The organism is Paenibacillus sp. J2L1-98 (assembly GCF_056269405.1).
Genome location: NZ_JBWDNW010000013.1, coordinates 42271 through 67713, shown reverse-complemented (window position 1 = coordinate 67713; position 25443 = coordinate 42271). Strand labels below are relative to the sequence as shown.

25 protein-coding genes and 3 pseudogenes are annotated in these 25443 nt (G+C 40.5%); 19 read left to right on the top strand and 9 right to left on the bottom strand.

Annotation, left to right across the window (positions count from 1 at the left end; genetic code table 11):
* Positions 1 to 25: 25 nt before the first annotated feature.
* The 7 genes and pseudogenes from AC0YNZ_RS20985 to AC0YNZ_RS20955 all read left to right on the top strand — a co-directional run.
* Positions 26 to 721 (top strand): nuclease-related domain-containing protein, encoded by a 696-nt coding sequence (locus AC0YNZ_RS20985; RefSeq protein ID WP_475828449.1) that lies wholly within the window; start codon positions 26 to 28, stop codon positions 719 to 721.
* 15 nt (positions 722 to 736) lie between these two features.
* Complete coding sequence (locus tag AC0YNZ_RS20980) at positions 737 to 1366, top strand: GIY-YIG domain-containing protein (protein WP_475828448.1); 630 nt, start codon at positions 737 to 739, stop codon at positions 1364 to 1366.
* Positions 1363 to 1818, top strand: a pseudogene (locus AC0YNZ_RS20975) (DUF6884 domain-containing protein); the annotation flags it as partial. The gene AC0YNZ_RS20980 and the pseudogene AC0YNZ_RS20975, both read left to right, overlap by 4 nt.
* An 18-nt stretch (positions 1819 to 1836) precedes the next feature.
* Positions 1837 to 2139 carry a DUF7662 domain-containing protein gene (locus AC0YNZ_RS20970; RefSeq protein WP_475828521.1) on the top strand — a complete coding sequence of 101 codons (303 nt, stop codon included), beginning with the start codon at positions 1837 to 1839 and terminating at the stop codon, positions 2137 to 2139.
* Between the two features lie 830 nt (positions 2140 to 2969).
* Positions 2970 to 5149: pseudogene (locus tag AC0YNZ_RS20965) on the top strand (DEAD/DEAH box helicase family protein); the annotation flags it as partial.
* 155 nt (positions 5150 to 5304) lie between these two features.
* On the top strand, positions 5305 to 5508 hold the full coding sequence (locus AC0YNZ_RS20960) for a hypothetical protein (protein WP_475828447.1): 204 nt from the start codon (positions 5305 to 5307) through the stop codon (positions 5506 to 5508).
* 5 nt (positions 5509 to 5513) lie between these two features.
* Positions 5514 to 5879: pseudogene (locus tag AC0YNZ_RS20955) on the top strand (NgoFVII family restriction endonuclease); the annotation flags it as partial.
* A gap of 566 nt (positions 5880 to 6445) precedes the next feature.
* Here the strand turns inward: AC0YNZ_RS20955 and AC0YNZ_RS20950 are convergent.
* Positions 6446 to 7654 (bottom strand): hypothetical protein, encoded by a 1209-nt coding sequence (locus AC0YNZ_RS20950; protein ID WP_475828446.1) that lies wholly within the window; start codon positions 7652 to 7654, stop codon positions 6446 to 6448.
* Positions 7641 to 8159 (bottom strand): DUF4365 domain-containing protein, encoded by a 519-nt coding sequence (locus AC0YNZ_RS20945; RefSeq protein WP_475828445.1) that lies wholly within the window; start codon positions 8157 to 8159, stop codon positions 7641 to 7643. The genes AC0YNZ_RS20950 and AC0YNZ_RS20945 overlap by 14 nt, the downstream gene beginning before the upstream one ends.
* A gap of 442 nt (positions 8160 to 8601) precedes the next feature.
* Here AC0YNZ_RS20945 and AC0YNZ_RS20940 point away from each other — a divergent pair, with 442 nt between their 5' ends.
* From AC0YNZ_RS20940 to AC0YNZ_RS20930, 3 genes are all read left to right on the top strand, one after another.
* Positions 8602 to 8964: a LytS/YhcK type 5TM receptor domain-containing protein gene (locus AC0YNZ_RS20940; protein ID WP_475828520.1), complete on the top strand. Its 363-nt coding sequence runs from the start codon at positions 8602 to 8604 to the stop codon at positions 8962 to 8964.
* A 174-nt stretch (positions 8965 to 9138) separates the two neighbouring features.
* Positions 9139 to 9468 carry a hypothetical protein gene (locus AC0YNZ_RS20935; protein ID WP_475828444.1) on the top strand — a complete coding sequence of 110 codons (330 nt, stop codon included), beginning with the start codon at positions 9139 to 9141 and terminating at the stop codon, positions 9466 to 9468.
* 345 nt (positions 9469 to 9813) lie between these two features.
* Positions 9814 to 10425, top strand: coding sequence for an FMN-binding negative transcriptional regulator (locus tag AC0YNZ_RS20930; protein WP_475828443.1), 612 nt, complete (start codon positions 9814 to 9816; stop codon positions 10423 to 10425).
* 130 nt (positions 10426 to 10555) lie between these two features.
* Here AC0YNZ_RS20930 and AC0YNZ_RS20925 read toward each other — a convergent pair whose 3' ends face one another.
* The 4 genes from AC0YNZ_RS20925 to AC0YNZ_RS20910 form a co-directional block, all read right to left on the bottom strand.
* Positions 10556 to 11149, bottom strand: coding sequence for a YdeI/OmpD-associated family protein (locus AC0YNZ_RS20925; protein ID WP_475828442.1), 594 nt, complete (start codon positions 11147 to 11149; stop codon positions 10556 to 10558).
* Positions 11150 to 11188: 39 nt separating this feature from the next.
* Positions 11189 to 11608, bottom strand: coding sequence for an SRPBCC family protein (locus AC0YNZ_RS20920; protein ID WP_475828441.1), 420 nt, complete (start codon positions 11606 to 11608; stop codon positions 11189 to 11191).
* Positions 11605 to 11934, bottom strand: coding sequence for an ArsR/SmtB family transcription factor (locus tag AC0YNZ_RS20915; protein WP_475828440.1), 330 nt, complete (start codon positions 11932 to 11934; stop codon positions 11605 to 11607). Before AC0YNZ_RS20915 ends, AC0YNZ_RS20920 begins: the two co-directional genes overlap by 4 nt.
* Positions 11935 to 12015: 81 nt before the next feature.
* Positions 12016 to 12438, bottom strand: coding sequence for a DoxX family protein (locus AC0YNZ_RS20910; RefSeq protein ID WP_475828439.1), 423 nt, complete (start codon positions 12436 to 12438; stop codon positions 12016 to 12018).
* A gap of 730 nt (positions 12439 to 13168) precedes the next feature.
* Here AC0YNZ_RS20910 and AC0YNZ_RS20905 point away from each other — a divergent pair.
* The gene (locus AC0YNZ_RS20905) at positions 13169 to 13621 is read left to right on the top strand and encodes a hypothetical protein (protein ID WP_475828438.1); all 453 of its coding nucleotides are present in this window, start codon (positions 13169 to 13171) and stop codon (positions 13619 to 13621) included.
* Between the two features lie 87 nt (positions 13622 to 13708).
* On the opposite strand, the gene AC0YNZ_RS20900 is transcribed toward AC0YNZ_RS20905, so the two are convergent.
* From AC0YNZ_RS20900 to AC0YNZ_RS20890, 3 genes are all read right to left on the bottom strand, one after another.
* The gene (locus tag AC0YNZ_RS20900) at positions 13709 to 14161 is read right to left on the bottom strand and encodes an ABA4-like family protein (RefSeq protein WP_475828437.1); all 453 of its coding nucleotides are present in this window, start codon (positions 14159 to 14161) and stop codon (positions 13709 to 13711) included.
* Positions 14158 to 15066 carry a hypothetical protein gene (locus tag AC0YNZ_RS20895; protein ID WP_475828436.1) on the bottom strand — a complete coding sequence of 303 codons (909 nt, stop codon included), beginning with the start codon at positions 15064 to 15066 and terminating at the stop codon, positions 14158 to 14160. Before AC0YNZ_RS20895 ends, AC0YNZ_RS20900 begins: the two co-directional genes overlap by 4 nt.
* Before the next feature lie 115 nt (positions 15067 to 15181).
* Entirely contained in the window at positions 15182 to 15688 is a 507-nt protein-coding gene (locus AC0YNZ_RS20890) for a TetR/AcrR family transcriptional regulator (protein ID WP_475828435.1), read from the bottom strand.
* Positions 15689 to 15852: 164 nt separating this feature from the next.
* Here AC0YNZ_RS20890 and AC0YNZ_RS20885 point away from each other — a divergent pair, with 164 nt between their 5' ends.
* The 8 genes from AC0YNZ_RS20885 to AC0YNZ_RS20850 all read left to right on the top strand — a co-directional run bounded on the left by AC0YNZ_RS20885 (position 15853) and on the right by AC0YNZ_RS20850 (position 25442).
* Positions 15853 to 16707 carry a CPBP family glutamic-type intramembrane protease gene (locus tag AC0YNZ_RS20885; protein ID WP_475828434.1) on the top strand — a complete coding sequence of 285 codons (855 nt, stop codon included), beginning with the start codon at positions 15853 to 15855 and terminating at the stop codon, positions 16705 to 16707.
* Positions 16708 to 17067: 360 nt separating this feature from the next.
* Positions 17068 to 18930 (top strand): sensor histidine kinase, encoded by a 1863-nt coding sequence (locus tag AC0YNZ_RS20880; RefSeq protein WP_475828433.1) that lies wholly within the window; start codon positions 17068 to 17070, stop codon positions 18928 to 18930.
* Positions 18908 to 20461: a response regulator transcription factor gene (locus AC0YNZ_RS20875; RefSeq protein WP_475828432.1), complete on the top strand. Its 1554-nt coding sequence runs from the start codon at positions 18908 to 18910 to the stop codon at positions 20459 to 20461. Before AC0YNZ_RS20880 ends, AC0YNZ_RS20875 begins: the two co-directional genes overlap by 23 nt.
* Positions 20462 to 20678: 217 nt before the next feature.
* Positions 20679 to 21932, top strand: coding sequence for a sugar ABC transporter substrate-binding protein (locus tag AC0YNZ_RS20870; RefSeq protein ID WP_475828431.1), 1254 nt, complete (start codon positions 20679 to 20681; stop codon positions 21930 to 21932).
* A 93-nt stretch (positions 21933 to 22025) separates the two neighbouring features.
* On the top strand, positions 22026 to 22901 hold the full coding sequence (locus tag AC0YNZ_RS20865) for a carbohydrate ABC transporter permease (RefSeq protein ID WP_475828430.1): 876 nt from the start codon (positions 22026 to 22028) through the stop codon (positions 22899 to 22901).
* Complete coding sequence (locus tag AC0YNZ_RS20860; RefSeq protein WP_475828429.1) at positions 22901 to 23737, top strand: carbohydrate ABC transporter permease; 837 nt, start codon at positions 22901 to 22903, stop codon at positions 23735 to 23737. The genes AC0YNZ_RS20865 and AC0YNZ_RS20860 overlap by 1 nt, the downstream gene beginning before the upstream one ends.
* 48 nt (positions 23738 to 23785) lie before the next feature.
* Positions 23786 to 24760: an aldo/keto reductase gene (locus AC0YNZ_RS20855; RefSeq protein ID WP_475828428.1), complete on the top strand. Its 975-nt coding sequence runs from the start codon at positions 23786 to 23788 to the stop codon at positions 24758 to 24760.
* A gap of 76 nt (positions 24761 to 24836) precedes the next feature.
* Entirely contained in the window at positions 24837 to 25442 is a 606-nt protein-coding gene (locus tag AC0YNZ_RS20850; protein ID WP_475828427.1) for a DUF1349 domain-containing protein, read from the top strand.
* Position 25443 lies beyond the last annotated feature (1 nt).

Below are 25443 nucleotides of genomic sequence, written 5' to 3'. Positions count from 1 at the left end.
ATAAACATTTCCAAGGAGTCCCTACTTGCTTAAGAAGCTTCTTTCCCTATTCATTTCGAAACCGGCAAAATTAGAATCAGCAGCCACCAAAACAAAAAAGCCATCCAAGCCTAAAGTTGAACCTACTCGAATTGGGGAGTTGGGTGAGTATAAAATCAACATTCAATTGGATCAGCTGCCCAAGGAATGTCACCATCTAAATGATCTACTTGTTCCAAATTCCAAGTCATGCTCAGGTTACTCTCAGATTGATCATCTCATTATTTCTCCCTATGCTCTATTTGTTATTGAAACCAAAAATTACAAGGGTGAGACTAAGGGGATGCGTGCGGATCGTTATTGGAGTGTTAGCAATCGGTTTAAACTATATAATCCGTTGATGCAGAACTATGGTCATATTAAAGCGGTAGAGCTGCTGCTCGCTGAGCTTATGAATATAAGATACATTTCAATGATCTCCTTCACGATGAGATGCAGATTCGGCATTGATCCTGAACTTCGAAAGATCGGCTCAGATGAGCTTATTGTTTATGATGTAGAGCTAACAGAGTTTATACAGCGGAAAATAGCGAGACTAAAAATAGAGCAGCCATCCCCACGATTTACGGAGGATGAGGTCTGGGCTATAGAAGATAGGATCGCTTCGGTTAATATTACTGACCCTGTTATTAGTGCTCAGCATATTCAGAAGGTGAATATGTCTAAAGCTATATCAAAGTAAAGGAGAGAATGTCCCTTGTACGAGTTCTGTGCGAACATACATCTGCTAGCGCGGTCGCTAAAGCGATATCAGTTTCATTTTGACCAGAAAGAGATACCTAGAAATGGTATCTATCTTCTCTTTGAAAGAGGTGAGGAAGGACATGATGGAGAGCGTATCGTCCGAGTTGGAACCCATACAGGAGTTAATCAGCTACGTTCTCGGTTAAAACAACATTTTATCCAAACGAATAAGGATAGAAGTATCTTTCGTAAAAATATAGGAAGAAGCATTCTAAATCGTTCGAATGATCCCTATCTGAAATTGTGGGAGCTGGATTTGACAACTTCCGCAGCTAAGTCCCAACATGGTCATTTAGTTGACCGTGAATATCAAAATCAGATTGAAGCAAAGGTTAGTCAATATATACAGGATCATTTTTCATTCTGTGTGCTAGAAGTTCAAGATAAGGAAGAACGTTTATATATGGAAGCAAGATTAATTTCAACGATTTCTTTATGTGAACACTGTAAGGCATCTAAAGCTTGGATCTGTCTATCGTCCCCTGTAGAAAAGATCAGAGCAAGTGGTCTATGGCAAGTCAATGAGCTATTCAAGGATCCTTTATCCGAACAGGATTATCGGAAGTTGGCGGCGTTAGTATGAGTAGAGATAACAAGCTGTGCATCATACCATGCGGATCAGCGAAGATATGGGATAAAGAACCGAATAGAGGAGCAACAGAAGCGCAGTTCGTCTATACAGGAGTTTTTGCATCAGCATGTCAAAGATATGCAAAAGCTTTTTATGGAAACTGGATGATATTATCAGCTAAGCATGGCTTTCTAATGCCAGATGATTATGTCCGAGAACCATATAACGTATCATTCATAAAGGCATCAGATGAACAAATTACAATTGAAGCGCTACGGGAACAAGCAGTAGACAAGAGATTTTATGAGTACGATGAAATCGTTGTGCTTGGTGGTAAACATTACATTAAACGTGTTCACGCGCTTTTAAAAGAACATCAAAACTTATCTCTGCCGTTAAGCGATTGTAAGGGCATTGGCTATATGCTTCAGAGGCTAACCCAATCATTAGAATCTAATGATGAGGCAAATACAGAGCAAGACATGATGAGACAATCACAATCGTCAGTGTCAAAAAAGACATCAATCACATCTACAAAGATAGGAAAATATGCTCCGCTACTTTCTTGGTTGATTACTTTGGAAGTTACGGAGATAATGCTCACAATAGAGGAGCTTGAGAACATACTTGGATTCAAACTGCCAGCATCTGCGCATCAGCACAGAGCTTGGTGGTCAAATGACTTCTCACATTCCCAGGCTAAAGCATGGTTATTTGCCGGGTGGGTCATCGAGAAGGTTAACTTGCCGTCTATTAAATTTAAGCGAAATGAAGATGAGATTTAAATAATAGGATTCACTTACATAAGAAGGTGCCCTAGTGATCGTATATAGCAGTTCTGTTGCTGAATTTAAAGAGGCAGTCGATGATAATAAAATCGCTATTAATATTGAGTCGGCGTTTATTGAGAAGCTGGGTAAGCGTCCGTCCGTATCAGAATGGCGTTCATGGAATAATTCTATGCAGTTTATGGAGCGTATTATCCGTAATTCGAGGGTTGCTGACGACTGTGGGGTTATGATTGAATATAATATTCCATCTACAAGTAAACGAATCGACTTCGTAATCGCTGGACAAGACGATCAGCATAATAGAAATTTTATTATTGTAGAGCTAAAGCAGTGGGAAGAAGCGTGGTCCACCGATAAAGAGGATATCGTCAAAACCTCTATAAATGGTGCAATTAGAGAAACGACTCATCCATCCTATCAAGCTTGGTCTTACAGACAGTTTATAGTTGATATGAATTCGGCTGTGTATGACAAAGATGTCACAGCACATTCTGTGGCATTTCTACATAATTATCGGGAGAAAACACCGGAGCCACTTAAAGCGGAAAAGTACAAGAAGACGATAATGGAAGCTCCATTATTCTTACAACATGAGACAAAAAAACTACAAGAGTTTATCTTTAAATATGTGGGTAAAGGTAAAGGGTTACAACTCCTTTATGATATGGAGAATGGAAAAATAACTCCATCTAAATCTCTGGTTGATCATATTAATGCTCTGTTTGAAGGCAACTCTGAATTTGTTTTACTTGATGAGCAAAAGATTGCCTATGAAACAATTGTATCACTGGCAAAGAAACAGGATAAGAAACGGACTATTATGCAGTCGGGGCACGTCCTTTCATCCAAAAGCCTACTTATTCGATTACGGCGACGGACAAGGGCTGTTCATTGTGGGCTCGTCCAATTTGTCTTTGTCTGCTTTTCGAATGGGCGTGGAATGGAATCTGGCCGTAAACGCTCAGGCAGAGCCCTTTACATTCCGGCATGCGCTAGACAATTTTATGAAAAACTTCTATCACGAATTTACGCAGACATTAAACGAAACAACCATCTCCTATTATGAAACGGCCTACAAGGCTTATCATCAGAAATATCCAGAGCTTATTCAGTCGATTTCCGAGATGGAGGAGTCGGAGCTCATGCTCCCCCAAAAGGATTATAAGCAGGAGGACACCGCGCCCAATGAGAAGCTGGCCTTGATTTCTCCCCGAGCCGCACAGCAAGGAGCGCTTGAAGCGCTTGATATTACCTATGCGGAAGGTTATGACAAGGCGATGGTCGTTATGGCGACAGGGCTCGGAAAAACGTACCTGGCTGGCTTTTTCGCCAAAGAAAGGTTTCAACGTGTTTTGTTCGTTGCTCATCGTGAAGAAATTCTGAACCAAGCGAAGCGTTCCTTCTTGCACATTATGCCAGACAAAACGGCTGGATTATATAATGGCTTGACAAAGAAACCGGAACGGATTTCGTGTTCGCGTCCATTTACACCTTGAGCACGAAAATGCACCGTGAACGCTTTGATCCTGATGCCTTCGATCTTATTGTAATCGATGAATTTCACCATGCCGCCGCAAAATCATACCAGACGGTACTGTCTTATTTTCATCCTAAATTTCTGCTAGGCATAACGGCTACGCCAGATCGTATGGACGGGAAAGATGTTTTTGCCATTTGCGATGGGAACGTAGCGTATCAGCTGCATTTTATCGAGGCGATTCAAAAGGGTTGGCTGTCTCCATTTCATTACTACGGCGTATATGACGCTACGGATTATTCCCAGCTTACCTGGCTAGGGATGAAATATGATGAAGACGAGCTGCTCGCCGTTCAGCTGCGTGAAGAGGTGGCCTTCAACATTTATGAGGCTTGGGTTCGTCATAAGCAGACGCGTACGATTGGATTTTGCTCATCGATTATACAGGCAAATTTTTTGTCCGACTATTTTTCGAAGCAGGGTGTAGCAAGCTTAAGCTTACACTCGGATACTCGCTCGATGACGAGACAGGAAGCAATTAGAAGGCTGGAAAATGAAGAGCTTCAAATTATATTTACGGTGGATCTGTTCAATGAGGGTGTTGATATTCCGTCCGTCGATACGCTGCTGTTTGTAAGGCCGACGCAATCTCTTACGATCTTTACTCAGCAGGTAGGGAGAGGGCTCCGCCTTCATGCCGGGAAGCAGACATGTACGATTATCGATCTGATCGGCAACTACCGTAATGCGGATATTAAGCTGAGTTTATTTGACACGGGAGCAAGTGATGAAGCTACTGGAAAAAGAGAAAGCGTAACGTCAATCCCACCGGCAGGCTGCGTAATCGAGCTGGAGACAAGCGTTATTGATATGCTGGAGGAGCTTGCCCGAAAGAAGCAGCCTCGTAAGGATAAGCTGCGTAGTGTCTACTTAGAGGTTAAAGAAGAGCTCGGCCGCTGGCCTCATTATTTGGAGCTGCATTTGCTGGGAAAGACGAGCAGTAAGGAGTATCGTCAGGAGTTTGGTTCATACGTCGGTTTTCTGTACTGGTGCGGGGAGCTGGATGAGACGGAAGAATCCGTCTATCTGCGCTATGAGCGGTGGTTCAAGGAAGTGGAAAGCACGCTAATGAACAAAAGCTACAAAATGGTGCTATTGCTGGCAATGCTGGAGAGAGGTGCTTTGGATTGGAATGCTCCGATTACTCCGCAAAAGGCAGCTCCGTTCTTCCATCGCTATTTGACGGAGAAGGAGTATCGGCGGCGGATCGATTTTTCAGATAAAGAGACGCTCCGGCTAACTGAGTATGACGAGCAGAAGGTAGCGGCGCATATAGCGCGTATGCCTATGATCAAATGGAGCGGAAGCTCAAAGGGACAGATTGCGTTTAACAATGGGGAGTTTACGGTTCAGTTAGATATTCAGCCGGAGCACGCAGAGCTGGTCTATGCTTGGACGAGGGAGATTTGCGAGTATCGGCTGCATGGGTATTTTGAGAAGAAGGCTGATAGTTCGAATGAGGTTTAAAATTATATATAAAAATTGAAATAGATGAATCTTTACTCTATTCACTATTCATGGTTAAGACATATAAAGATGAATGACAGACCTTTCTTTATGAAATGGCTTGCTATACATCAATGAGTAAATAATCGGATAAATCCGCTTAGATGGAGGCTGGTATGAAAATTACTACATCTGACGAGTTTGAAATGTTAAGAAAGAAGAAAGGTTATATTACGATAAGTGATAAACCTACCAAGACAGTAAAAGTTCATGTAATAGATTGCCCGCATGTGAGTATTGAAAATTTTAATAAGAAGGTAATTGAAGGAAGAGAGTTAAACGGAAGTTATTATTGGACCGAAAATGCTCATGAAGATTAGCTGACTTGGATCCGTCTTTGTATGAAATCGGGAAGGAATTACTAGATCCCGAGGAAGCGAGGAAGCTGCTTTCGAATTATTAGGCTATGGTCACCCGCAGGGTGCTGAAGGCGGTACGGGAACAAAACAGCAATGATGAGGAGGCCATATTCGCGCAGGTTCGGACCTGCAACGAGATGATAGCTACCTTAAAGGATAGCCTAGTTCAGTCGGAATATGAGGAGCTACAGCTAGATGAGCAAGGCGAGGTGTTAACCTACGTCTATTCAAAGCTAAACCATATTCGCGGTGTTAGAGCGGAGAAGGTGCTTCGACCTACAACGCCATTATCACAAAGCTCATTATTTACGGGTTCACATTCGGAGTCGAATAACTGTAAATAAGGAAGTATAGGTTTTGAATAGGAATAAGTGCTCTTTCAGCTCCAAAACACATAAAGTGGATTGGTCTAGGTATTGGAATATTTGCAATGGTCAGGGTTGGTTACATTAAGAATCAAATAAACATAAGAAACCAGATAAATGCGCATGGAATATCATATGTTTATCATACTAAAAGCCGTTTTAGTAGTAATAATGTTCAAGAATAGGAAGAACAGTTTACTTGTTCTCCTTAAAGAAATCGCATACCGATGACGGAGAAGCGGTGGCTTTGTTCGTGAGTAATTGGTACATATCGCTGAGATCGGTGGAGTGAGTTTAGGCAGTAGTCATAGATAAGAAAAAGAGAGGGGAGTAAATAGTAAGTTGATTGTTTGTTGATGAAATAACATAAAAACACCTGAAGTTACTATCAGGTGTTTTTATGTTATTTGATTTATTTTCACGGTTCAATAACTTTTATTCTATCATGATGATATTTCCTAAAAAATTCGAGAAAAACATGTTATTTTAGGTGTCTTCTTTTGGTTATATTGCTCCATTAGCTAAACGTAAAATTAATTTTCAATTTTAAAATCAAATAAATCGCTTAATAAATATTGATTACCTTCCTGCTCCAATGTACCAGTAACTTTAATAAAAGCACCACTTTCTAAGGCAACACATGCTGTTATGAAGTTTTGTAGGTCAAGAGCTGCACCGATGAACATACTTCCCTCCTGTACCTCCATAACAACGAAATAAGGGCTACGATGATCAGGTCTCACTTCTATTATTCTGCCGGTAATTGTAACATTTTCTTTCAGCAAATGTGTTGTAGGTTTATCTTCGACTATCTTCGGTGGCATTAACCTATCTCTATCTGCAACTTCTAAAGCTGCACTTTCGTAAAAATGATATTCTGGATGGTCACGTAACAATTCGGAAACCCTTTGTAGCTTTTCAAAAGTACTTGGATATAACACAACGGAATAGTCTTTATTATCAGAAATTGGGAATTGAGACGCCCAATAAACACTACACTCGATACTAGTCTCAGATTGTTTTTTTGGGTTATTTAACTTTAAAAGTGCATCACACATATTAGAATTAAGTCCTTTTAAGTACTTGTTTGAATCGTCAAACGTTTCTTTTGACTCTAGCTCTTGTATTCCACTAATTATACGTTTAATAACTCGCCTGCTCATTGTTTCTTGCGACGCTTGTGGTGTAGCACTTGAATTAGATTCTTCCCTCGTGATGAAGACAGGAGCCTCAACTACAAAGGTAAAACTTCCAAACTCACTTTGGCCAAGGCAATATTGTTCCGCAATTTCAAAAACTTGTTTTCTAGGTCTGCGATAATGTGGTCGCGGCTGAATCTCGTTATTAATAGAAGAAATTATTAGCTGTTTAATTGCATCGATACATTGTTTAGCATAACTAAGGGGAACGGCACCATTTAATGTTGATTCAGATTGAATTCGTATTTTTAACCTGTCCGTCTCTGGGTTGAGCATATTATAAAGAATTTCTTCTTTATCCCTTTTTTCAATTAGGCTGAGTTCTTCTAACATTTCAAAGAACCGATTGTCGAAGTCTTTAAATGACATTGAGGAAGGTAATACAATCGTTTCTAATTCTTCTTGTAAGCTAGGGGATTCAAAGATAAGCAGGTTCCTATAAGGATAATTGTCGTTATACTTCCACCCCTTAACCGTCAAGTAAGATTTAATTCGCTCTATAGACATCCTTTGCTTTAATTGATTAATTCTATATTCCTGCATAGAACCTACCTTCCTTATGCCGGCTCATCATATCCGATAATGATTCTGCATTAAATAAATTATCTTTATGTATTCTGATTGTTATTTTGCTTTTATTCTTCGTAGAAGGCTGACCCCTTAGACATGTCCACCAAGCGCAATGTTTCATAACCAACTCTTTATCTGTAAGGTTTATCCAATTATGCTTGTCGTGTGGCATATAAAAGACTACTAATATCCGTGGTGTACCTATGTCCTCTTCTACAAGATCATTGAAGTTTTTTGCTTCTAAATTATATACAACCCAATCTTTATCAAATGATAGGTTCACAGTAGATTTAAGTTGAAAATCAATTTTATACCCCGTATTGTTTCGCCTACCTCCATCTCTTCTCTTAATGTCTTCGAACGTGCCATCTATTCCATAATCAAATTTCGTATTTCCAATATCCATACCTGCCATATGAGCGACTGCTGTAATATATGCTAAACTTAGGCCTTCTTTTATGTGCTCATCAGTAATCACAAATACACCCACCTAATATTATTGAAATTTTTTATTCTTAAGTTTTTAATTTATTCAACAATGCGGGACAAATTCCTTCATTTGATTAGGCTTAATGCTACTTTATTTATTCCGAGTTACAACATGAAAGACAAATTCCTACGGGGCAAAGAAACAACTTGTATGAACAGAAAATAGGAGGAAAAAATGAAAAATGTACAAGGAAGTTTGCTAAAGATAAGGTTCATTAATCATGTTCATATATTGCAAGAAAAAGACAAGAGAATTTGGGCAACTGTCTTACCGAATGTGAAATGCTTTGCTTTACTTCAAGGATGCCATTATCTAGCGATATATATGTTCTCACTCAAGTCCAACTAACTTACCGCGCCTGAGCGCACTCATCGGCATTGTGAAGGTCGGATTGCTCGGAGGCGTTTATGTCGGTGCCTGAGCGGGATTTCTGACGGGCCTGCATGCTTATGCTTTGGGGGGACTTGCCGGCGTTTCCTATGCCTTTTCTTCTCCGCTCATCGGCCTTCTGGCGGGATTCGTCGCTCGTTTTTTCTATGAAGAACGGATTATCGCCCCGATCAAATCGATGTTCATCGGGGTGTTTGCTCCTATCCTTCAGATGGGAGTCCTATTGAATGTCACCACCTCCTCGGAAACAGCTATCGAGCTAGTCAATCGGGTAGGTGTTCCCATGGTTATTACGAACAGCATCGGTATCGCCGTATTCGTCGCGATGATTCAGGTTGCTCTCAAGGAAGAGGAGCGGGGAGCGACGCTCATTGGGAGTATTTCTTCATCGCAAAACGATTGAAGCGGGAAGTTAGAATCTTAATCTGAATCTGTTACCTAATACATCACATCCGCTCATTGCGTGCTGGAGTCTGGCCCGTAGGTATAAATACATTTTATTAGTTGTCGGTAGACTTAACTTAATTTTTGAATATGCTGAATGGTTCCATTTTTTGTAAGGGTGGTGTGTTGCAGCATGCTAATAAGGAAGTCAGCCCCGTATTTTACGAACAATTATTTGTCGAATGTTAGCAAACCGAGTTTCAATCGGAACCGCAGCCGTCACCGCCAAAGAGACGGAGTAATAAAACGAGACAGAAGCCCGGTCCCGGATCTAAAAATAAATGGTGCCGAAAATCGTAAATCGATCAGTCATGCTATCAACAGAGGCTCCGGATATCGAAATCCAGCTGCAAACCAGAAAAGAAGCAGCCCGGTTGCTCAAAAGACGAATTGGAATGGCGAACGGATGGACAGCGAACTAAATGAATTGGATTGGCTGGATGAAATGGATGAACAGATGTAGAAGTTTTTGAGTTGGCAGATACCTAATATTCAGCACTTGCTGATGTATTAATTAAACTTTGAAATAACTGGCTGTCGAGAATTTCTCGGCGGCCTGTTCCATAACATACATAAAATTTGGCTGATATGAAATGCATTTACGTTTGCAAACCCGAATGATGATATTTCCTTTAAAAGATTGCGCGGACAAGAATAAGCATTTATCCTAAAATAGGAAAGAGATTGTTTTCGCTATAGAAAGGGCTTTCAGTTAATGCGGCGGGAGGGTTGCTTGTGGAACATCTCACGCTTGTCTTGTTCGAGCGAATGGGGATGCTCAATAAGAGCAAACGAGGAGGAGAAAACCATGTATATTCCTTCACACTTTCACATTGATGAAATAAAAGTCGCTTACGATATTATCAAAGAACACAGCTTTGCAACACTGTTTTCACTACAAAATGGAGTACCCTTTGCTACTCATTTACCTTTAATATTGGATAAGGAGAACAAATACTTATATGGGCATTTTGCACGTCCCAATCCTCAGTGGAAGGATATTAGCAATCAAATTGTTCTAGCCATTTTTCATGGTCCGCATTGCTATATCTCTCCTTCATGGTATGAAACAAATAAAGCAGTTCCAACATGGAATTATGTGACTGTTCATGTATACGGCGAAGTCAAACTTATTGATGATGAAAAAGAGTTAATGGATTCCTTGCATGAAATGGTATCGAAGTATGAAGCCCCTGATAGTTCATATAGATTGCAAGATGTAGACGCAGACTTTATCGCTGGGCTGAATAAAGGGATTCAAGGATTCAAAATAAGAATCAACAAGATAGAGGGAAAAGCAAAGTTAAGTCAAAACCATTCAGTACAAAGGCAAGAACTTGTCATTAATCAATTGGAACGGATTCAGAATGGAGACGAACAAAAGATTGCCTCTCTTATGAAAGCAAACCTAAAAAAATAACTTTTAAGAAAATCAAATAACATTACATAGAAAAGCGTACCTTTCAGCAAAAGCCAAAGGTACACTTTTGTGTGCAGTATTTTTCTCTTCTTAGCTGGTAATGCGTAAGCCTGTTACACCATCGAATATTCTAATCATCTAATCCCTTTCCGTTGAGAATATGCGGCAAATATTTTTCAACCCTTGAATCTCGAGTTTTGGATTGTTTGGGTGCAGAAAAATAAAAAATGTATGCTCTTTGCCGTCCCGGCGTCAACGCTTCAAAAGCTGTTTTCAAGTTAGGGATTTCAACGAATTTATTTTGCAATTCTTCAGGAATGATATATTCTGTAGTCTTTTTATAGTCCACTTGCAAGCCGGCTTTTTCAACTTCAATGGCTTCATCAATATAAGCTTTCAAGATTAGCTGCATCTCATCTATTTCTTGAACACTGGTGAACCGAATTTGGCGAGCCGCCTGTACATTCTCCGTTTGTTGGATTAGGATCCCATGGGGATCTTTTAACAAGGCGCCTTTGTGAAACAGAAGCGCACAGTATTCTTTAAACCCATGTATTAACACGATGTTTTTACCCTGAAACGTGTAACAAGGATGCATCCACTTAAAATCTTCGATCAGCTCACAGTCAAGAACGATTGTTCTCAACGCCTCAAATTCTTCCTTCCAATTTTTAGCCTTTCTTAAAAATCCATCAACCTTAGGATTCATTCTACTATTTGTCATCAAGGAAACCCCCTCATCAATTTTTAGCACCGAATGCGGTTATTGTTCCAACACCTTTTCAAGCTCGCCGCACCATTTACCCCAGCCATACTTAGCTCCACCCAGTGCCGCAGCATTTGAGATTCCGGTTTGTTCGAGATGCAGGTTAACCTTTCCGTCCCCTAAATCCTGCAGCGTCCAGGTAACTGTGTGCTTCTCACCGCTGGCCCAAGTATAGGACAACCGGTGTGGTTCCTCCACGATCAGTACTTCGCCTTCAATAATTCCATTCCAATATTCGGTCGGTTGAGTGCGAAACTGAAAACGGTGTCCCACGACGGGTTCAAAATCATTATCCATCGCCTGACCGGTGTGGATGTTAGCCACCCACTTAGCAAGTTTGCTTGAATCGGTTAAGGCGGACCAAAGTTTCTCAATCGAAGTCTTGTACTGAAAATCCAAGGTTAATGTTAAACTCATTCTTCTTCCTCCTCTAAAAGCTGCTTTAAGCGCAGCATATTCGTACTCCAGAACTTGCTGTAGAAAGCCACCCAATCTTGAATTTCTCTGAGTGGAGAAGCGTTTAGCCTAAATCGCGTTTCTCTGCCGACTTTTCGGTCAAGTACCAGGCCGGCCTCTTTAAGGATTGTCAAATGCTTGGATACCGCTGTACGGCCCATTTGAAAATGTACCGTTAATTCATGAAGCGGCATCTCCTCTGCCTCTGCTAACAGACGAATCAGCCGGCGCCTAGTTGGATCTGCTATCGCATCAAACACATCCCGTAACTGGTTGTTATCGCTCATAACACGCTCTCCCAAATATTATTTTCTGTAGTAGAATTCCATTGGTGATAAGAAGGGACAGCCGTTAATTTTACCACTTCCCTAAAGTTTACGGCTCTTCGGACGCAGCGCCCATGAGGCGATATTTAGTGCAGCATATGAAAGCGGAAGGATAATATGAAACCCGTAATCACCATAATCGTTAGCAAACACATGAGATAAAGCCGCACCAGTCATTAAAAAGAAGATACCAGCGTGAACCCATTCTTTAAGCCGAGGAAAACCTGGCACGACGAGAGCGATGGCTCCAAGCACTTTCCAAATCCCGAGAATGGTCAAGACGTATAATGGGTAACCAAGATTCGTCACTAACTCGAGATTTCCCCCATATTGCATCAGTTGCCCGATACCACTTAACATAACAGCTGCTGCGAGTAGTAAGGTGACTGTCCAATAAGCAAACCTTTTTCCATGGGGCTGGATTTCTAATTTCGCGGTTGTTTCCGCACCGATCATCTTACTCATTTGTTTCCTCCTCATAAGTGTAAGTGAAGCTTATTCAGGCTCCAAACTTTCCAAATGACTATCTTCTAATTGGACACCGTTTAGTGTCACTTTAATTATATGTCACCATTTGGTGTCGTGTCAAGCAGACCTGGCTTGGAAAAAATATAGGGACACAAAAAAAGCCCCGAGTAACGGGGCCTAGTCAACAGTCTTAGCGGGTGTATGTAATCATACGCTCGCTGTTTTTTTATAGAGGGGAAAATAGAAGTTACTCGGCCTTTTTGAGATTCATCCATCGGAACAGGCTCACTTTGCCGGTTGTATCACACTGCGTGCATTCAATTAAACCGCTTCCATCACAGGCCGTACACTTTCCATGTCCATAGCCCAATCCTTCACCATTACAATCAGCGCATTTTGTCTTCCCGGTTCCATCGCATGGTTTACACTTCATCCTTGTTCCTCCTTCACTGTTTTTGAAAAATGAGGAGCCCGCATATGGGTGTAATGAGATGTGAGACGAGTCAAAACTATCATATCATTATTTTTTTGGAGAAGGCAAAACCGTTATAAATGGGTTATTTGCGATGTATCACAATAAGTCGGACTATTCTGAAAATATCTCCCGCATTCTCCAAATTCCTTATTATGTTAGTCCATCAAGCGGAGACTATATCCCTGAGCAGCAATTTTTAAGCAACAGTTATGGCGTTTTTTCGTCTATTACTTTAAAAGGGGGAATAGACTTTTGAAATATTATTTTATTCTAATTTCGGTGGTTGTCCTATGTTTCATTGTGATAGGCTGTGGAGCAAACAATGAACCAAATGATAGTAAAGAATCTTCCGCTGGAAATAAACTTTATATCCATGAAGGTTATCAAGAACAATTAACAAAGATGGGGCTCAAGGAACTTCAACCATTTCCTTATTTTTCCAAGCCGTTTATTACAGTAGCGAAGGATGATCAAGGAGTACAGTTTGCTGTAATTTTTAGAGATAATAATAAGGTTGATGTAGAAAAGTTGCCAGTTAATTTGGAGCAAATAAAACAAATTTTAGCGAATAAAGGAATCGACTTGTCTGGTCCAGATAGCGCGAATCTCCACTTATTTGAGATCAATCAAAAACTTTACTGGGCCTTTGAGAACGGAAATGCTCGTATTAAACTAGATCTTTCCGGTCATGAGTTAAAAGAGTAAGAGTAGGAGTTAGGGAGCCATAAAGTGGCTCCCTTATTGCATTTACTGTAAGTTTAAGAGATGGAAACGAATGTCCTAATACAGATCCTATTCGACGAGAAAGGGCATCCCGATTTTCGGCTTTTTGCGGAACGCCCGTATGGCAAGATAACACAAGAAGCCAAACGGACCGAACATAAGGATGAGAAACAACAGAACCGATTGTACCGGCAGCGGAACATAACGATGCGCCATATTGTCCTTGTACACGTAATGTCCGACCGCCTGGTCGAAGCAGAGCACATGCAGCCACACCAGAAGGGCAAAGCCCGGATCGGATAAGAGTCGGATTACTCCTTCGGGCGAGCCGAAATCGCGCACGAAACCAAGGCCGCCCTCCGCTATGGCGGTTATGATTCCGATGGTATACAACAGTGCAAGATATATCGGGAAGACGGCCGTGCCCGCCAGAAACCGGGTGACCCGCCACTTTGGCAGCAGAATCAGGAGCATCCAGCCCAGCATCGCAATGCCGTTAATCGAGAATAAGGTTTCAATCATCGTTGAATTCCCCTATCTTTCAAGAGATTGAAGAGCGAAGCGCCGTTCGTCGACTTCAGCAGCCAGCGAACAGAGACTGCGGCGACAGCGAACCATACGAGCAGCATGACGCCGGCCAGAACAGGGAGCATCGTCAGTTCGAACGCGGAAAGGCCGAGAACGGTTTGGACGGCGATGAGAAGGATCGACAACATCCATGCGATGCTGCCGGTATGAATCCACGTGCGGGAGATCTTCCCATCTGTGCTTGCACGTTCAAGCAGCCAACCGAGCAGCGGAAGTGCCTGCAGCGCATGGAAGCCCAGCCCGTGAAGGACGATCAGGTTGCCGGCGTCTCCTGTATAGCGGCCCTGCAGCACGATCATCCACACGCCTCCGGCGAAGGCGACCATCGTTGACACGAACGCATAGCGGATGCCTAGCACAAGAAGCGGGCGCGCTTCGGATCGGCGTTTGCGGAAAAAAGGGACCGCAAGCAGCACGGTGGCGACGATAATCACGAGCGATTCCAGACCGAACAAAGCGCCGAATATACTGTCGGCGAGCGTACCGGCTTGCGTGAACCGCGGATTGATGCCGCGGAAATGCTGGATCGTCTCCGCCGCGTAGGAATAGAGAGTGCCTTGAATAAATAGCCACCGGATTACTGCCCGTTTGCGGGAACCAAGGCCGGATAACGGCATGATTGCGGCAATGGACAGGATGAACAACCCGATTGCGGCATCGAACGAAAACGCGCTTTCCAAATTCCCTTCCGGCAGTACGGCCGCTCCATTGAATCCGATATAAAGAGCAATGATTGCAGAAAGCGCAAAACCCAGCAGACCAACCATGACAAGCAATCGTTCACCTGCGAACAGCCTCCTGTTCACATCCTTGACAGCATTACGGTTCGTTTCTGTCATCCTTGATCAATCCTTTCCTAATGGAAATGAATATTTATTTATCGATAAATAAATAATATGCCGAAATATAAGGCGGCATGTATACCGCCACCTAAATAACCGCTTGATCAACCGCTTATTTGAAACAAAGCAATTGAGGCAAATTCAATACTTCCGCTAGCGTAATGAGTAAGCCGGTTCCGATAAACTGGCTTGCCGCCGCGTCCGCATTCGGAATATGAGCCTCTTGGAACTTGGCGGTTACCACCTTGTGAATGAGATCGAATTTGTCCCGGACATGCTCCCGAATGACGGGTTCGGCGATGGTGTACGCCTGCATGACAAGCAAAATTTCGTCACGATGCACGTTCATGATCGATACGAACGCCATTCCCATCGTTTCCTCCAACCGGTCGGCCGGCGCTTCGATCCCCGCGAACGTTTCATAAATACGGGTCACTGCCCGGTCAACGACCGCTTTGAACAACTCTTCCTTGCTGGCGAAGAAATGAAACACATAAGGCTGCGTTACGCCCGCTGCCTTTGCTACCAGAGCCGTCGTCGCTTTGTAATATCCTTGTTCCGCGAATACCCCCACGGCTTTATCGATGATCTGTTCTTTCCGATCTTCGCGGACGGCCATTCTCTCCACCTCCATTTATTTATTAGTCAATAAATCAATTATTCCTCGAATTCACAATAATGTCAAGGTGCCAATGTCGGGTATAGTCACGGCTTCTATTGGTATTTCAAATGGAATAGAAATACCTAACGCAGTTAAAAAAGGAATAGGGCAGGATGATGCTCATGAATGAAAGAGCGAACGATAAAAAAACGCGGAGAAATATCATTATTTTTTCACTGATCGTATTAAGCTGCGGATGGATAGGCCGGCTAGTGGATTTGAAGGCTGGTACGGATGACAACGGCAGTCTTGGCATGCTGATTTGGATTATTTCACCTCTGCTTACGCTGGTTATTCTTCGTTCTTTCATAGGAGATGGATGGAAGGATTTCGGGATTAAGCCAAACCTGAAAGGGAATATCCTTCTTTATTTTGTGAGTATCCTATTCTTCCCTATCTTGGCTGCGATCCTTATCTTAATCGGACAAAATATGAAGTGGCTGGATGCAGCGAACTTGTCATCTTCATTTCTAGCCGCATTTGGGATGGCCCTCATACCTGCTTTTATAAAAAATATTTTCGAAGAATTTGCGTGGAGAGGCTACCTGACCCCGAAGCTATATTCGATCGGATCCAACAGGCTTTTCTTTCATAGTTGCGTCGGACTGATTTGGGGAGCGTGGCATATTCCCTATACATTTGTCATTATGCATACTACCGAAAGTATGATCACCTTTATTCCGCGTATGTTAATTGGCGTTGCTGCTTTATCCATCGTGTTCGGAGAAATATGGATCATGACACGAAGCGTATGGCCCGCTTTAATCATGCATTCGGTGGGAAATTCCGTTCTGGATACTTTATTTTTAAAAAATTACGTGGCCGTACCTGATGCATATGAATGTTTGGTCATGCCTACATCGGGAGTCATTCCTATAGTGGTCACCTTGTTAGTGGGATTCTGGCTGTATAGAAGGAATACGAAGCTTATAAAAAGGAAAGCTCAAGCAGTCATAGCCCCGTCAAGTAGACTGTGAAATAGTAACATTAAGCGGCGATCGCTTCTCGGTATTCAACCGGGGGGAGGCCGCCTAATTTATTTTGAAGCATTACTGAAGCGCTTATTTGCCTACCGACCAAGGTAATCTTCAAGGGATTCTTTTCCTATGTAATAATTAACTACGAGGGGGAGATCCTAATACAGGAGACGCTGCAGGTCCAAAATGACTCATGTATTCAGGCAGTCTTCCGCCAAGCGATTTTGTATATAGTCTTTGTAGGCATCCAGTTTCCTGCCGCCAGTTTGCGCTTGGAATCAATACTGTCACTCTTAGCCAGTTTACAAATTTCGCCGTTGCTGTGCTACAATGTTCTGGGAAATGAGTGGAGGATGCCTGATGAAGCTTATTAAAGGGAGTATAATAACAAAAATTATTATTAGCTTGATCGTAGCAACAACTGTTCCTTTTATTATTTCAAACTATTTGTCGTATGAGATTACGGGCAACGCAATCAAACGTCAGCTTGTTGAGCTGAATCAAAATTCTATGTCAATTACGATGTCAGCATTGCAGTCTTATTTTCATGAATTGTCACTACTTGGCTTGACATACTTTTCTGATCCTGGGCTTGTCAGACTGTTGTCGGAAAAAAAACCGCAAAATCCTGCTGAAAGTGTCTATATTGAGCAAAGGCTTGAAAAAATATATGCGAATTATAGCGAGATAGGTGCAGTTTCTTACAAAAGTGCGCTAACAAACAAGCAGTTTAATATTCGAAATCATTATAATGCCATAATTACAGTTCCTGATTTTAAAGATCAGGAGATGTCGTATGAACATAGTGAGCTGAAGCAACCCTTTCAAGTTACACATAATAATAAAGAGCCAAGATTGCGTGTCAATAAGCCATTTATTGATATTTATACTCGAGAAGTAATCGGTTTGACTACCTTTGATGTTAAACCATTACAAATCCGCAATATGCTTACCTCCTTAACTACAAGTGAGCAAGGACCTGTATACCTATTTATCGGAAATAATCTCGAATTACTCTATACAACTGCAGATGAGATGGAGTCGACATCTCAGCCGTCACTCTCAAATGGCGTTAAACAACCCGCGCATCAGGAGACTGCACAAAAAACTAGAGAACCGTGGCAGGCAGAACTTATTCAAAGGCTTCATACATCACAACTACGTACAGAAAAAGGGGAACTTCAAACTACTGAAGGCAGTTATGTCTATTTTAGCAAGACAGATGAGAATGGTTCAATCATGACATTAGTTAGTTTTATACCCCGCTCACTTATTAATAAGGCACGTACTTCTGCACTTAGTAAAACTGTATTCATTCAAGCCATTTCAATTATTTTTGTTTCCATTTTGGCGGCTTTTATTTCTTATTACATGTTACGTAGGATTAAAATAATGCTGCGGCACATTAAGAAGTTGCAAATGGGTAACTTTCAATTAAAGAGCAAGCCTATACAAACAACACCGGATGAGTTAGATTTGTTGGAAATTAGATTGCATGAAATGGCTGGTGAGCTAGATGAGCTATGGAATAAACAATATCGTCATCAGCTCGAGTTATCGCAAGCTCGTTTGAAAATGCTGCAAGCTCAAATCAATCCTCATTTCTTTTATAACACGCTGCAATCGATTGGAACGTTAGCTATTAAATCCAAAGCTTATGACGTCAGTGATCGACTTGCTGAATTTGCAGCCTTGTTTCGTTACTCCATGGATATTGAGAACGAGGATGTTTCGCTACAAGAAGAAATTGAACATTTACAGCATTACATGGTACTTCAGCAAGGTCGCTATAAGCAAAGGCTTCAATTTGACTTAGAATTTCCAAATGAGGCGAGATGTATTTATGTACCCAAAATGTTTTTACAGCCGCTTGTTGAAAATAGTATTATACATGGTTTAGAACGAGGAAATGGTCAAATCCATATTACTGTAAGCATGGTTTTGACTAAGTATTCACTGTTAATTGAGGTAATCGATAATGGAAAAGGCTTTACAGATCAGCAAATTGAACAGGTCAAAGCTGGTTACCTTGAACAGGTTGTTGCATCGGAGAAGCAGGGAATTGGCTTGTCAAATGTATTGAAGCGATTAATGCTTTATTATGGAAACGGATTTAATTGGTCGATTTCCAGCAGGCCTTATAAAAAAACGATAGTAGCATTATCGTTGCCAATTGAATCATCAAGGGAGGGACAAGAAGATGAAGTTATTAATCGTAGATGATGAAGAGCATGTACGTGAAGGGATTGAGCTATCGATTGAATGGAAAAATTATAAAATCAATCAAATATTAATGGCTGAAAATGGATTGGAGGCATTGAAGCTTGTACGTAAGCATAATCCAGAGTTGATAATTTGCGATATGAATATGCACATTATGGATGGCGCAGAGTTTTTAGAAAAGCTTCGGGAGGAAGGCTGGACTTCCAAAGTTATTGTGCTAAGCGGTTATCAACAGTTCCATTACACTAGGGCGACTCTGCTTGCTAACGGTGTGGATTACTTACTAAAACCATTTAAAATTAGTGACCTGGACAAAGCTATTCAAAAAGCATGCGATCAAATAAAACAAGAGCAGGAAATTAGGCTAAAGGAACGCAGCACTAATTTTCGCTTAAATGAAGTGAATAATCTCGTTATGGAGAAGCGGTTTTCTCGCTTAATTGAGGAAGAACAGGTTTCCAAAGAAGAGCTTATTACTTTTCTTACTACCATTGGAATCAACCCTGATTATTTTTATGTTGTTACTTTTTTGCCGAGAAATAAAGATGCAATCGTAAAGCAATATTATGATCGAGACGAGCAATTGTTTAATTATTCGGTGAAAAATATTGTTAAAGAGCTAGTTGAATCGCTTGGTAGTTGGTATGCGCTTCAACATGAAGAATTTATCATAGTGTTTATAAGTTCTAATTGTTTGATTACTGATATAGAGATGGCTGTAAATAAAGTGCAGGAAGCATGGAAAAGAACTTTGCGTCTATCTTCATTTGCTGGTTTCTATAAAATGAGCCTGACTGCTAGTAGACTTCAATTAGCCTTGTTTGAGGAAAAATCGATGATTCTTAATTGCAATATTTTTGGTCATATGAAGAGTGGTCGAAAGTCAACAGCCATGCACTTTTTTGTAGATAAGGAGCGTGTTATTTTAGAAGCAGTTCTCGCAAAAAATAAACAATATCTTCATGAGTTAGTCGAGTCTTTCGAAATGGAATTGGCTTCGTATGAGACTGTAAGCTTAAGAGAGCTCCAGCACTGTACCATAGAAATCAACCTTTTGCTAGTGAGAATTTATAAACAACTCAACAGTGATAGCTTTCATGAGACGATGCCGCTTTGGTTATCGAAGCTGGAAGAATGGTCCTCAAAACTTAAACAGATTTTTAGTGATCTGCTAGAATCAATCAACTACAGTAAGCTGGAAATAACTCATGTTCAGTCTATCGCTGCGGTAAGAAATTATATTAATGATCATATGAAGGAAGAGGTTACATTAGCGGGCTTGGCAGAGATATTTCATTTTTCACCGCAATATTTGGCGAAAAAGTTTAAAGAAGAGTATGGCACAACGATTATGAATTATCTGACTCAGTTAAGGATAGAAAAAGCATATTCATTGCTTGATCATACTGAGTTATCCATTCAAGAGGTTGCGAGTGAAAGCGGCTTTGAAGAGTTGAATTATTTCAGTAAAGTATTTAAAAAGCATACTGGTATGACACCTAGCGGCTATCGAAAAAAATACAAAATGTAACATAGAACACATTCAATACAAATCCAACATACTTCTGTCAAAATTATTGATGGCAGTTGTTGGAACTGAATGTGTTTTTTTGTTTTTCAATACTTTTATAAGAACTTCAGATTCAAAATTTACTAATTTAGGCGAATGTAACACCTGTAAACCGGGAAATGATTATAGATATAATTAGCTTGTAAATAAGTTCAAACAACAATAGGGGGACGCAATAATGAAGAGAAGATGGGGCCTTGCACTACTTACTACAATGCTTTTCATTTTTTCAGCTTGTGGCAACAATACAGGCAGTAATCCTAATGAAGGAACAGGGGATGGCGGAAAGAAAGTTGAGAAGCTTGCTAAAATCTCGTTATTCCAAAGTAAGGTTGAAATTGCTGAGTCGCTTGAAAATTTGGCTGCAAAGTATAAAGAAGAAACAGGAAATGAAGTTGAGGTCTGGGGTTCCGCAGGTGATTCCTACATTACACAGTTACAAACAAAGTTGGCTGCTAATGAAGGTCCCACAATTTTTTCTGTACAACAAGGTGTTGAGGCGGAAAAATTTGCATCATATTTCTATGACATGACGAATGAATCTTATGCTAAGTACATCGTTCCAAATATGGCTTTGGAGATAGATGGGAAAGTAGTAGGTGTTCCAATTGGAATTGAAGGGTTTGGACTTGTATACAATAAAGATTTATATGATCCTTCAACTGTGAAAGATACAAAGTCATTAGTGAAAGCACTTGAAAAATTCAAAGCTGACGGTATCAATGGTTTGGAGCTATCTCAAACAGCGTATTTCTTGATTGGTCATATTATTAACACACCATTTGCATTGCAGAAAGATCCTATAGCTTTCATTAAGAAAGTGAACAATGGTGAAGTGGATTTGAAAGAAATTCCAGAATTCCGGGAGTTCGCCCAAGTCATGGAGGCTATACGTGCTAATACAGATAATCCAGTTGAAGTAACGTATGATAAACAAATGGGTGATCTGGCGTCAGGTAAAGCAGCAATTGTACACCAAGGTAACTGGAGTTACAGTATGCTTGCTGATTATGATGATATCAATATTGGTATGGCTCCACTTCCGATCGCTGGAAACGATAAATTGGAAGTCGGCATCCCAGCTGGTTGGGTTATCAATAATAAAGCATCTCAAGAGCAAATTAAAGCAGCTAATGCGTTCTTAGAGTGGTTGTATACTAGCGAAACAGGTAAAAGTACAATTCTTAATGATTTCGGCTTTATTCCAGCGGTTACAACGATTGATCCTACTGGTTTAGATCCATTGTCACAGGAAGTTTTTGATGCAACACAATCGGGTAATATCATTCCCCGGGCTTTGAATTACTTCCCGCAAGGAATTATCATTAATGATCTTGCGCCGTTAGCTTCTGAATTTTTTCTTGATCCATCAATGACACCAGATCAATTCCTTGATAAACTTCGAGATGTTTGGGCAAAAGCTGCTAAGTAATACAAAGAGATGCATTGTTGAAAGCCTAAGATCTAATAAAGGATATTAGGCTTTCCTTTCTCATCTAAGTCGAACCTGATAAGGGAGTTTCGTATGACAAATAAAAATAAAAATGTATGGTATTTTATATTCACTATGCCGCTGTTTTTGGTCTTTTTTATTGTTGTTCTTGTTCCGTTTTTGATCGGAATTTACTATTCCTTTATTAATTGGGATGGAATTGCTAGTACTCCTAAAGTATTTGTTGGCTTTGATAATTATACTGCGTTGCTGCAGGATAAACGTTTTCTTGTATCTGCGTGGAATACAATAAAATTCACTATCTTTGCACTATTTAGCGTTAATATATTTGGTTTAGTTTTTGCTTTGCTGGTTACTGCTGGATGCAAAACAAGCAATCTTGTTCGCACGCTATTGTTTATGCCGAATCTTATTGGTGGTTTGATTCTTGGGTACATCTGGCGCTTCATTTTTACAGATGGATTCAAACAGATAGGAGATACAACAGGAATAGATTCCATTTTCTTTAATTGGCTTATTGATCCAAACTACGCTTTAATTGCTTTGGTAATTGTCTTCACTTGGCAGATGGCAGGCTATACGATGGTTATCTACATCGCTGGTATTCAAGGGATTTCTGATGAAGTTATGGAGGCAGCTAAAGTGGACGGAGCGAATTTATGGCATCGCATGACAAAAATAGTATTTCCGTTATTGATGCCATCGTTCACAGTTTGTTTATTTTTAACTTTGTCAGGTGCGTTCAAAATCTTTGATGTTAATTTGTCATTAACTAATGGCGGCCCCATTTACCATACTGAGTTGTTTGCTATGAACGTATTTAATGAAATTTTCGGATATGGTAATTATGGGCTTGGCCAAGCGAAAGCAATCGTGTTCTTTGTCATTATTGCTCTTGTAACGATTACTCAAGTCGTAATTACTAAGCGAAGAGAGGTACAGATGTAATGAATAACGCTAAAAATGGAATGCTCTCTTTGTTAATCTTTATTATCTCACTGCTGTTTTTATCACCAATTTACATTGTGATTGTTAACTCGTTCAAAACACGTGCTGAATTATATAAAAATGTACTCTCTTTACCAGACAGCTTCAGCTTTGAATATTATACAACAGCAATTAAAAAGATGAATTTCCTGGTTGCACTTGGAAACTCGCTATATGTGACGATTGCAACTGTTATTTTTGTCATTTTGCTTGCTTCAATGACGGCTTGGATGCTTGTACGTCGTGAAAATGCCATGAGTAAAATCATTTTCTTCTTGTTTGTAGCAACTATGCTTATTCCATTCCAGACATTAATGATGCCGCTTATGCAAGTAATGGATTGGATGCGTACCTATTTGCATTTGCCAATGCTGAATACGCATGGAGGGTTGATCTTTATGAATATTGGTTTCCATGCTGGCATGGCTGTATTTCTATATCACGGTTTTATGAAATCAATCCCTGTAGCATTAGAGGAAGCGGCTGTTCTTGATGGTTGCAGTACCTTCGGCGTATTCTGGAGAATTACATTTCCTTTGCTAAAAAGTATCACAGTAACAGTTGCGATTCTCGATGTTATTGCATCATGGAATGATTATTTACTTCCGTCACTTGTACTATCTGAAAAAGGATTGCGTACTATTCAGTTATCGACTTTCTATTTCTTCGGCGAGTTTACAATTGTTTGGAATCAAGCGATGGCTGGCTTGACATTAACTATTATCCCTATTGTTATTTTCTATTCTATATCGCAAAAATATATTATTAAAGGGATTGCGGCAGGAGCAGTAAAGTAAACAAGTATTATTGAGAATGACAAAAAAATCATGATATGGAGGATAATAATGAAAACAATGCAATTGGAAAAACGAGGAATAGCCACAAGTCGTATGGTGATGGGATGTATGGGATTGGGTGGCGGCTGGAATCAAAATCCAATCACAGTAGATGATATAAAGCAAGCCCATCAGGCAGTTGACGCAGCACTATCAATCGGTATTAATTTTTTTGATCATGCGGATATTTATACCTTTGGAAAGGCAGAAATAGTATTTGGTCAAGTTTTAAAGGAACGTAAAGATCTAAGAGAAAACATATTAATTCAATCTAAATGTGGTATTCGATTTGAAGACGGTCCAGGAAGGCCCGGAAGATATGATTTTTCTTCTGGCTATATTCGCAACAGTGTCGACGGAATCCTAACAAGGCTTGGAGTTGAATATATTGATTTTTTACTACTGCATCGTCCAGATCCACTGATGGAACCGGAAGAAGTTGCCGAAGTAATTCATGAATTAAAAGAATCCGGTAAAGTAAGACACTTTGGTGTTTCGAATATGAGTGCAGCACAAATTAAACTGCTGCAATCCTATTCTAATGAACCTTTAATCATCAACCAATTGGAGATGAGTCTGGCTAAACTTGATTGGTTAGAAACCGGAGTGCTTGTCAACCATAATGAACGTATAAACTCCCATTTCCCTGAAGAAACTCTAGAATACTGTCGTCTTGAAAATATACAAATTCAAGCCTGGGGATCTTTGGCGCAAGGGCTGTTTTCGGGAAGAAATTTAGATGGTCAGACTGAATCTATAAAAGAAACAGCACGACTAGTTAAAGATATGGCTGATCAAAAACAAACATCACCCGAAGCAATTCTATTAGCATGGCTAATGAGACATCCTGCATGTATTCAACCTATTTTAGGCACTACTCGACCAGAACGTATTCAAAAATGCGGGGAGGCAATGAAGGTAACCCTGACGAGAGAAGAGTGGTATTCTCTATATGTAAGTTCAAGAGGCAGACGACTACCATAGGAGAAATGTGTAATGTCCATATACAATATTCGATGAAATTTGGAATCAACAGATTTCACGATAGCTGGAGGTATCTATGAGTCAGGTGAATTTTATAAGTGAAGATATCGGAAACATTGATTTAAAAGGTTCTATTGAAAAAGTCGATGCAGGGTTCGATGTAATCGCAGGCGGGAAAGACATCTGGGGGACATCAGATCAATTTCATTTTTGTTATGTAACGGTTCATGATGATTTTGATATGGCAGCAAGGTTAGAATCACTTAGCATGGCTGATCTCTATACGAAAGCAGGACTTATGGCTCGTAAATCTTTACTTGCTGATAGTGAACATGTTTTCTTCATGGTTTTCCCTGATAATAGCCCTCGTAATAAAAATAATGGAGGTTATGAATTCCAATATCGGGAAAAGTCTGGGGCTGATTCTTTAGCCATATATCCTGACGATTATAGCTCAGAACCAGCAGAATTTCCAATTAATTATCCAAATACATGGTTAAGACTAAAGAGGTCTGGCAATGTTTTTTACGGATTCTATAGCACAGACGGTGAGACATGGAAATTATATTCAAGTCATGAAATGAAAATCGATCGAACTGTATATTTAGGGTTAGCTGTCACTTCTCATAATGAGAACCAAACGGTGAAAGCAACATTTAGGGATATAGCGATCACAAAATAAC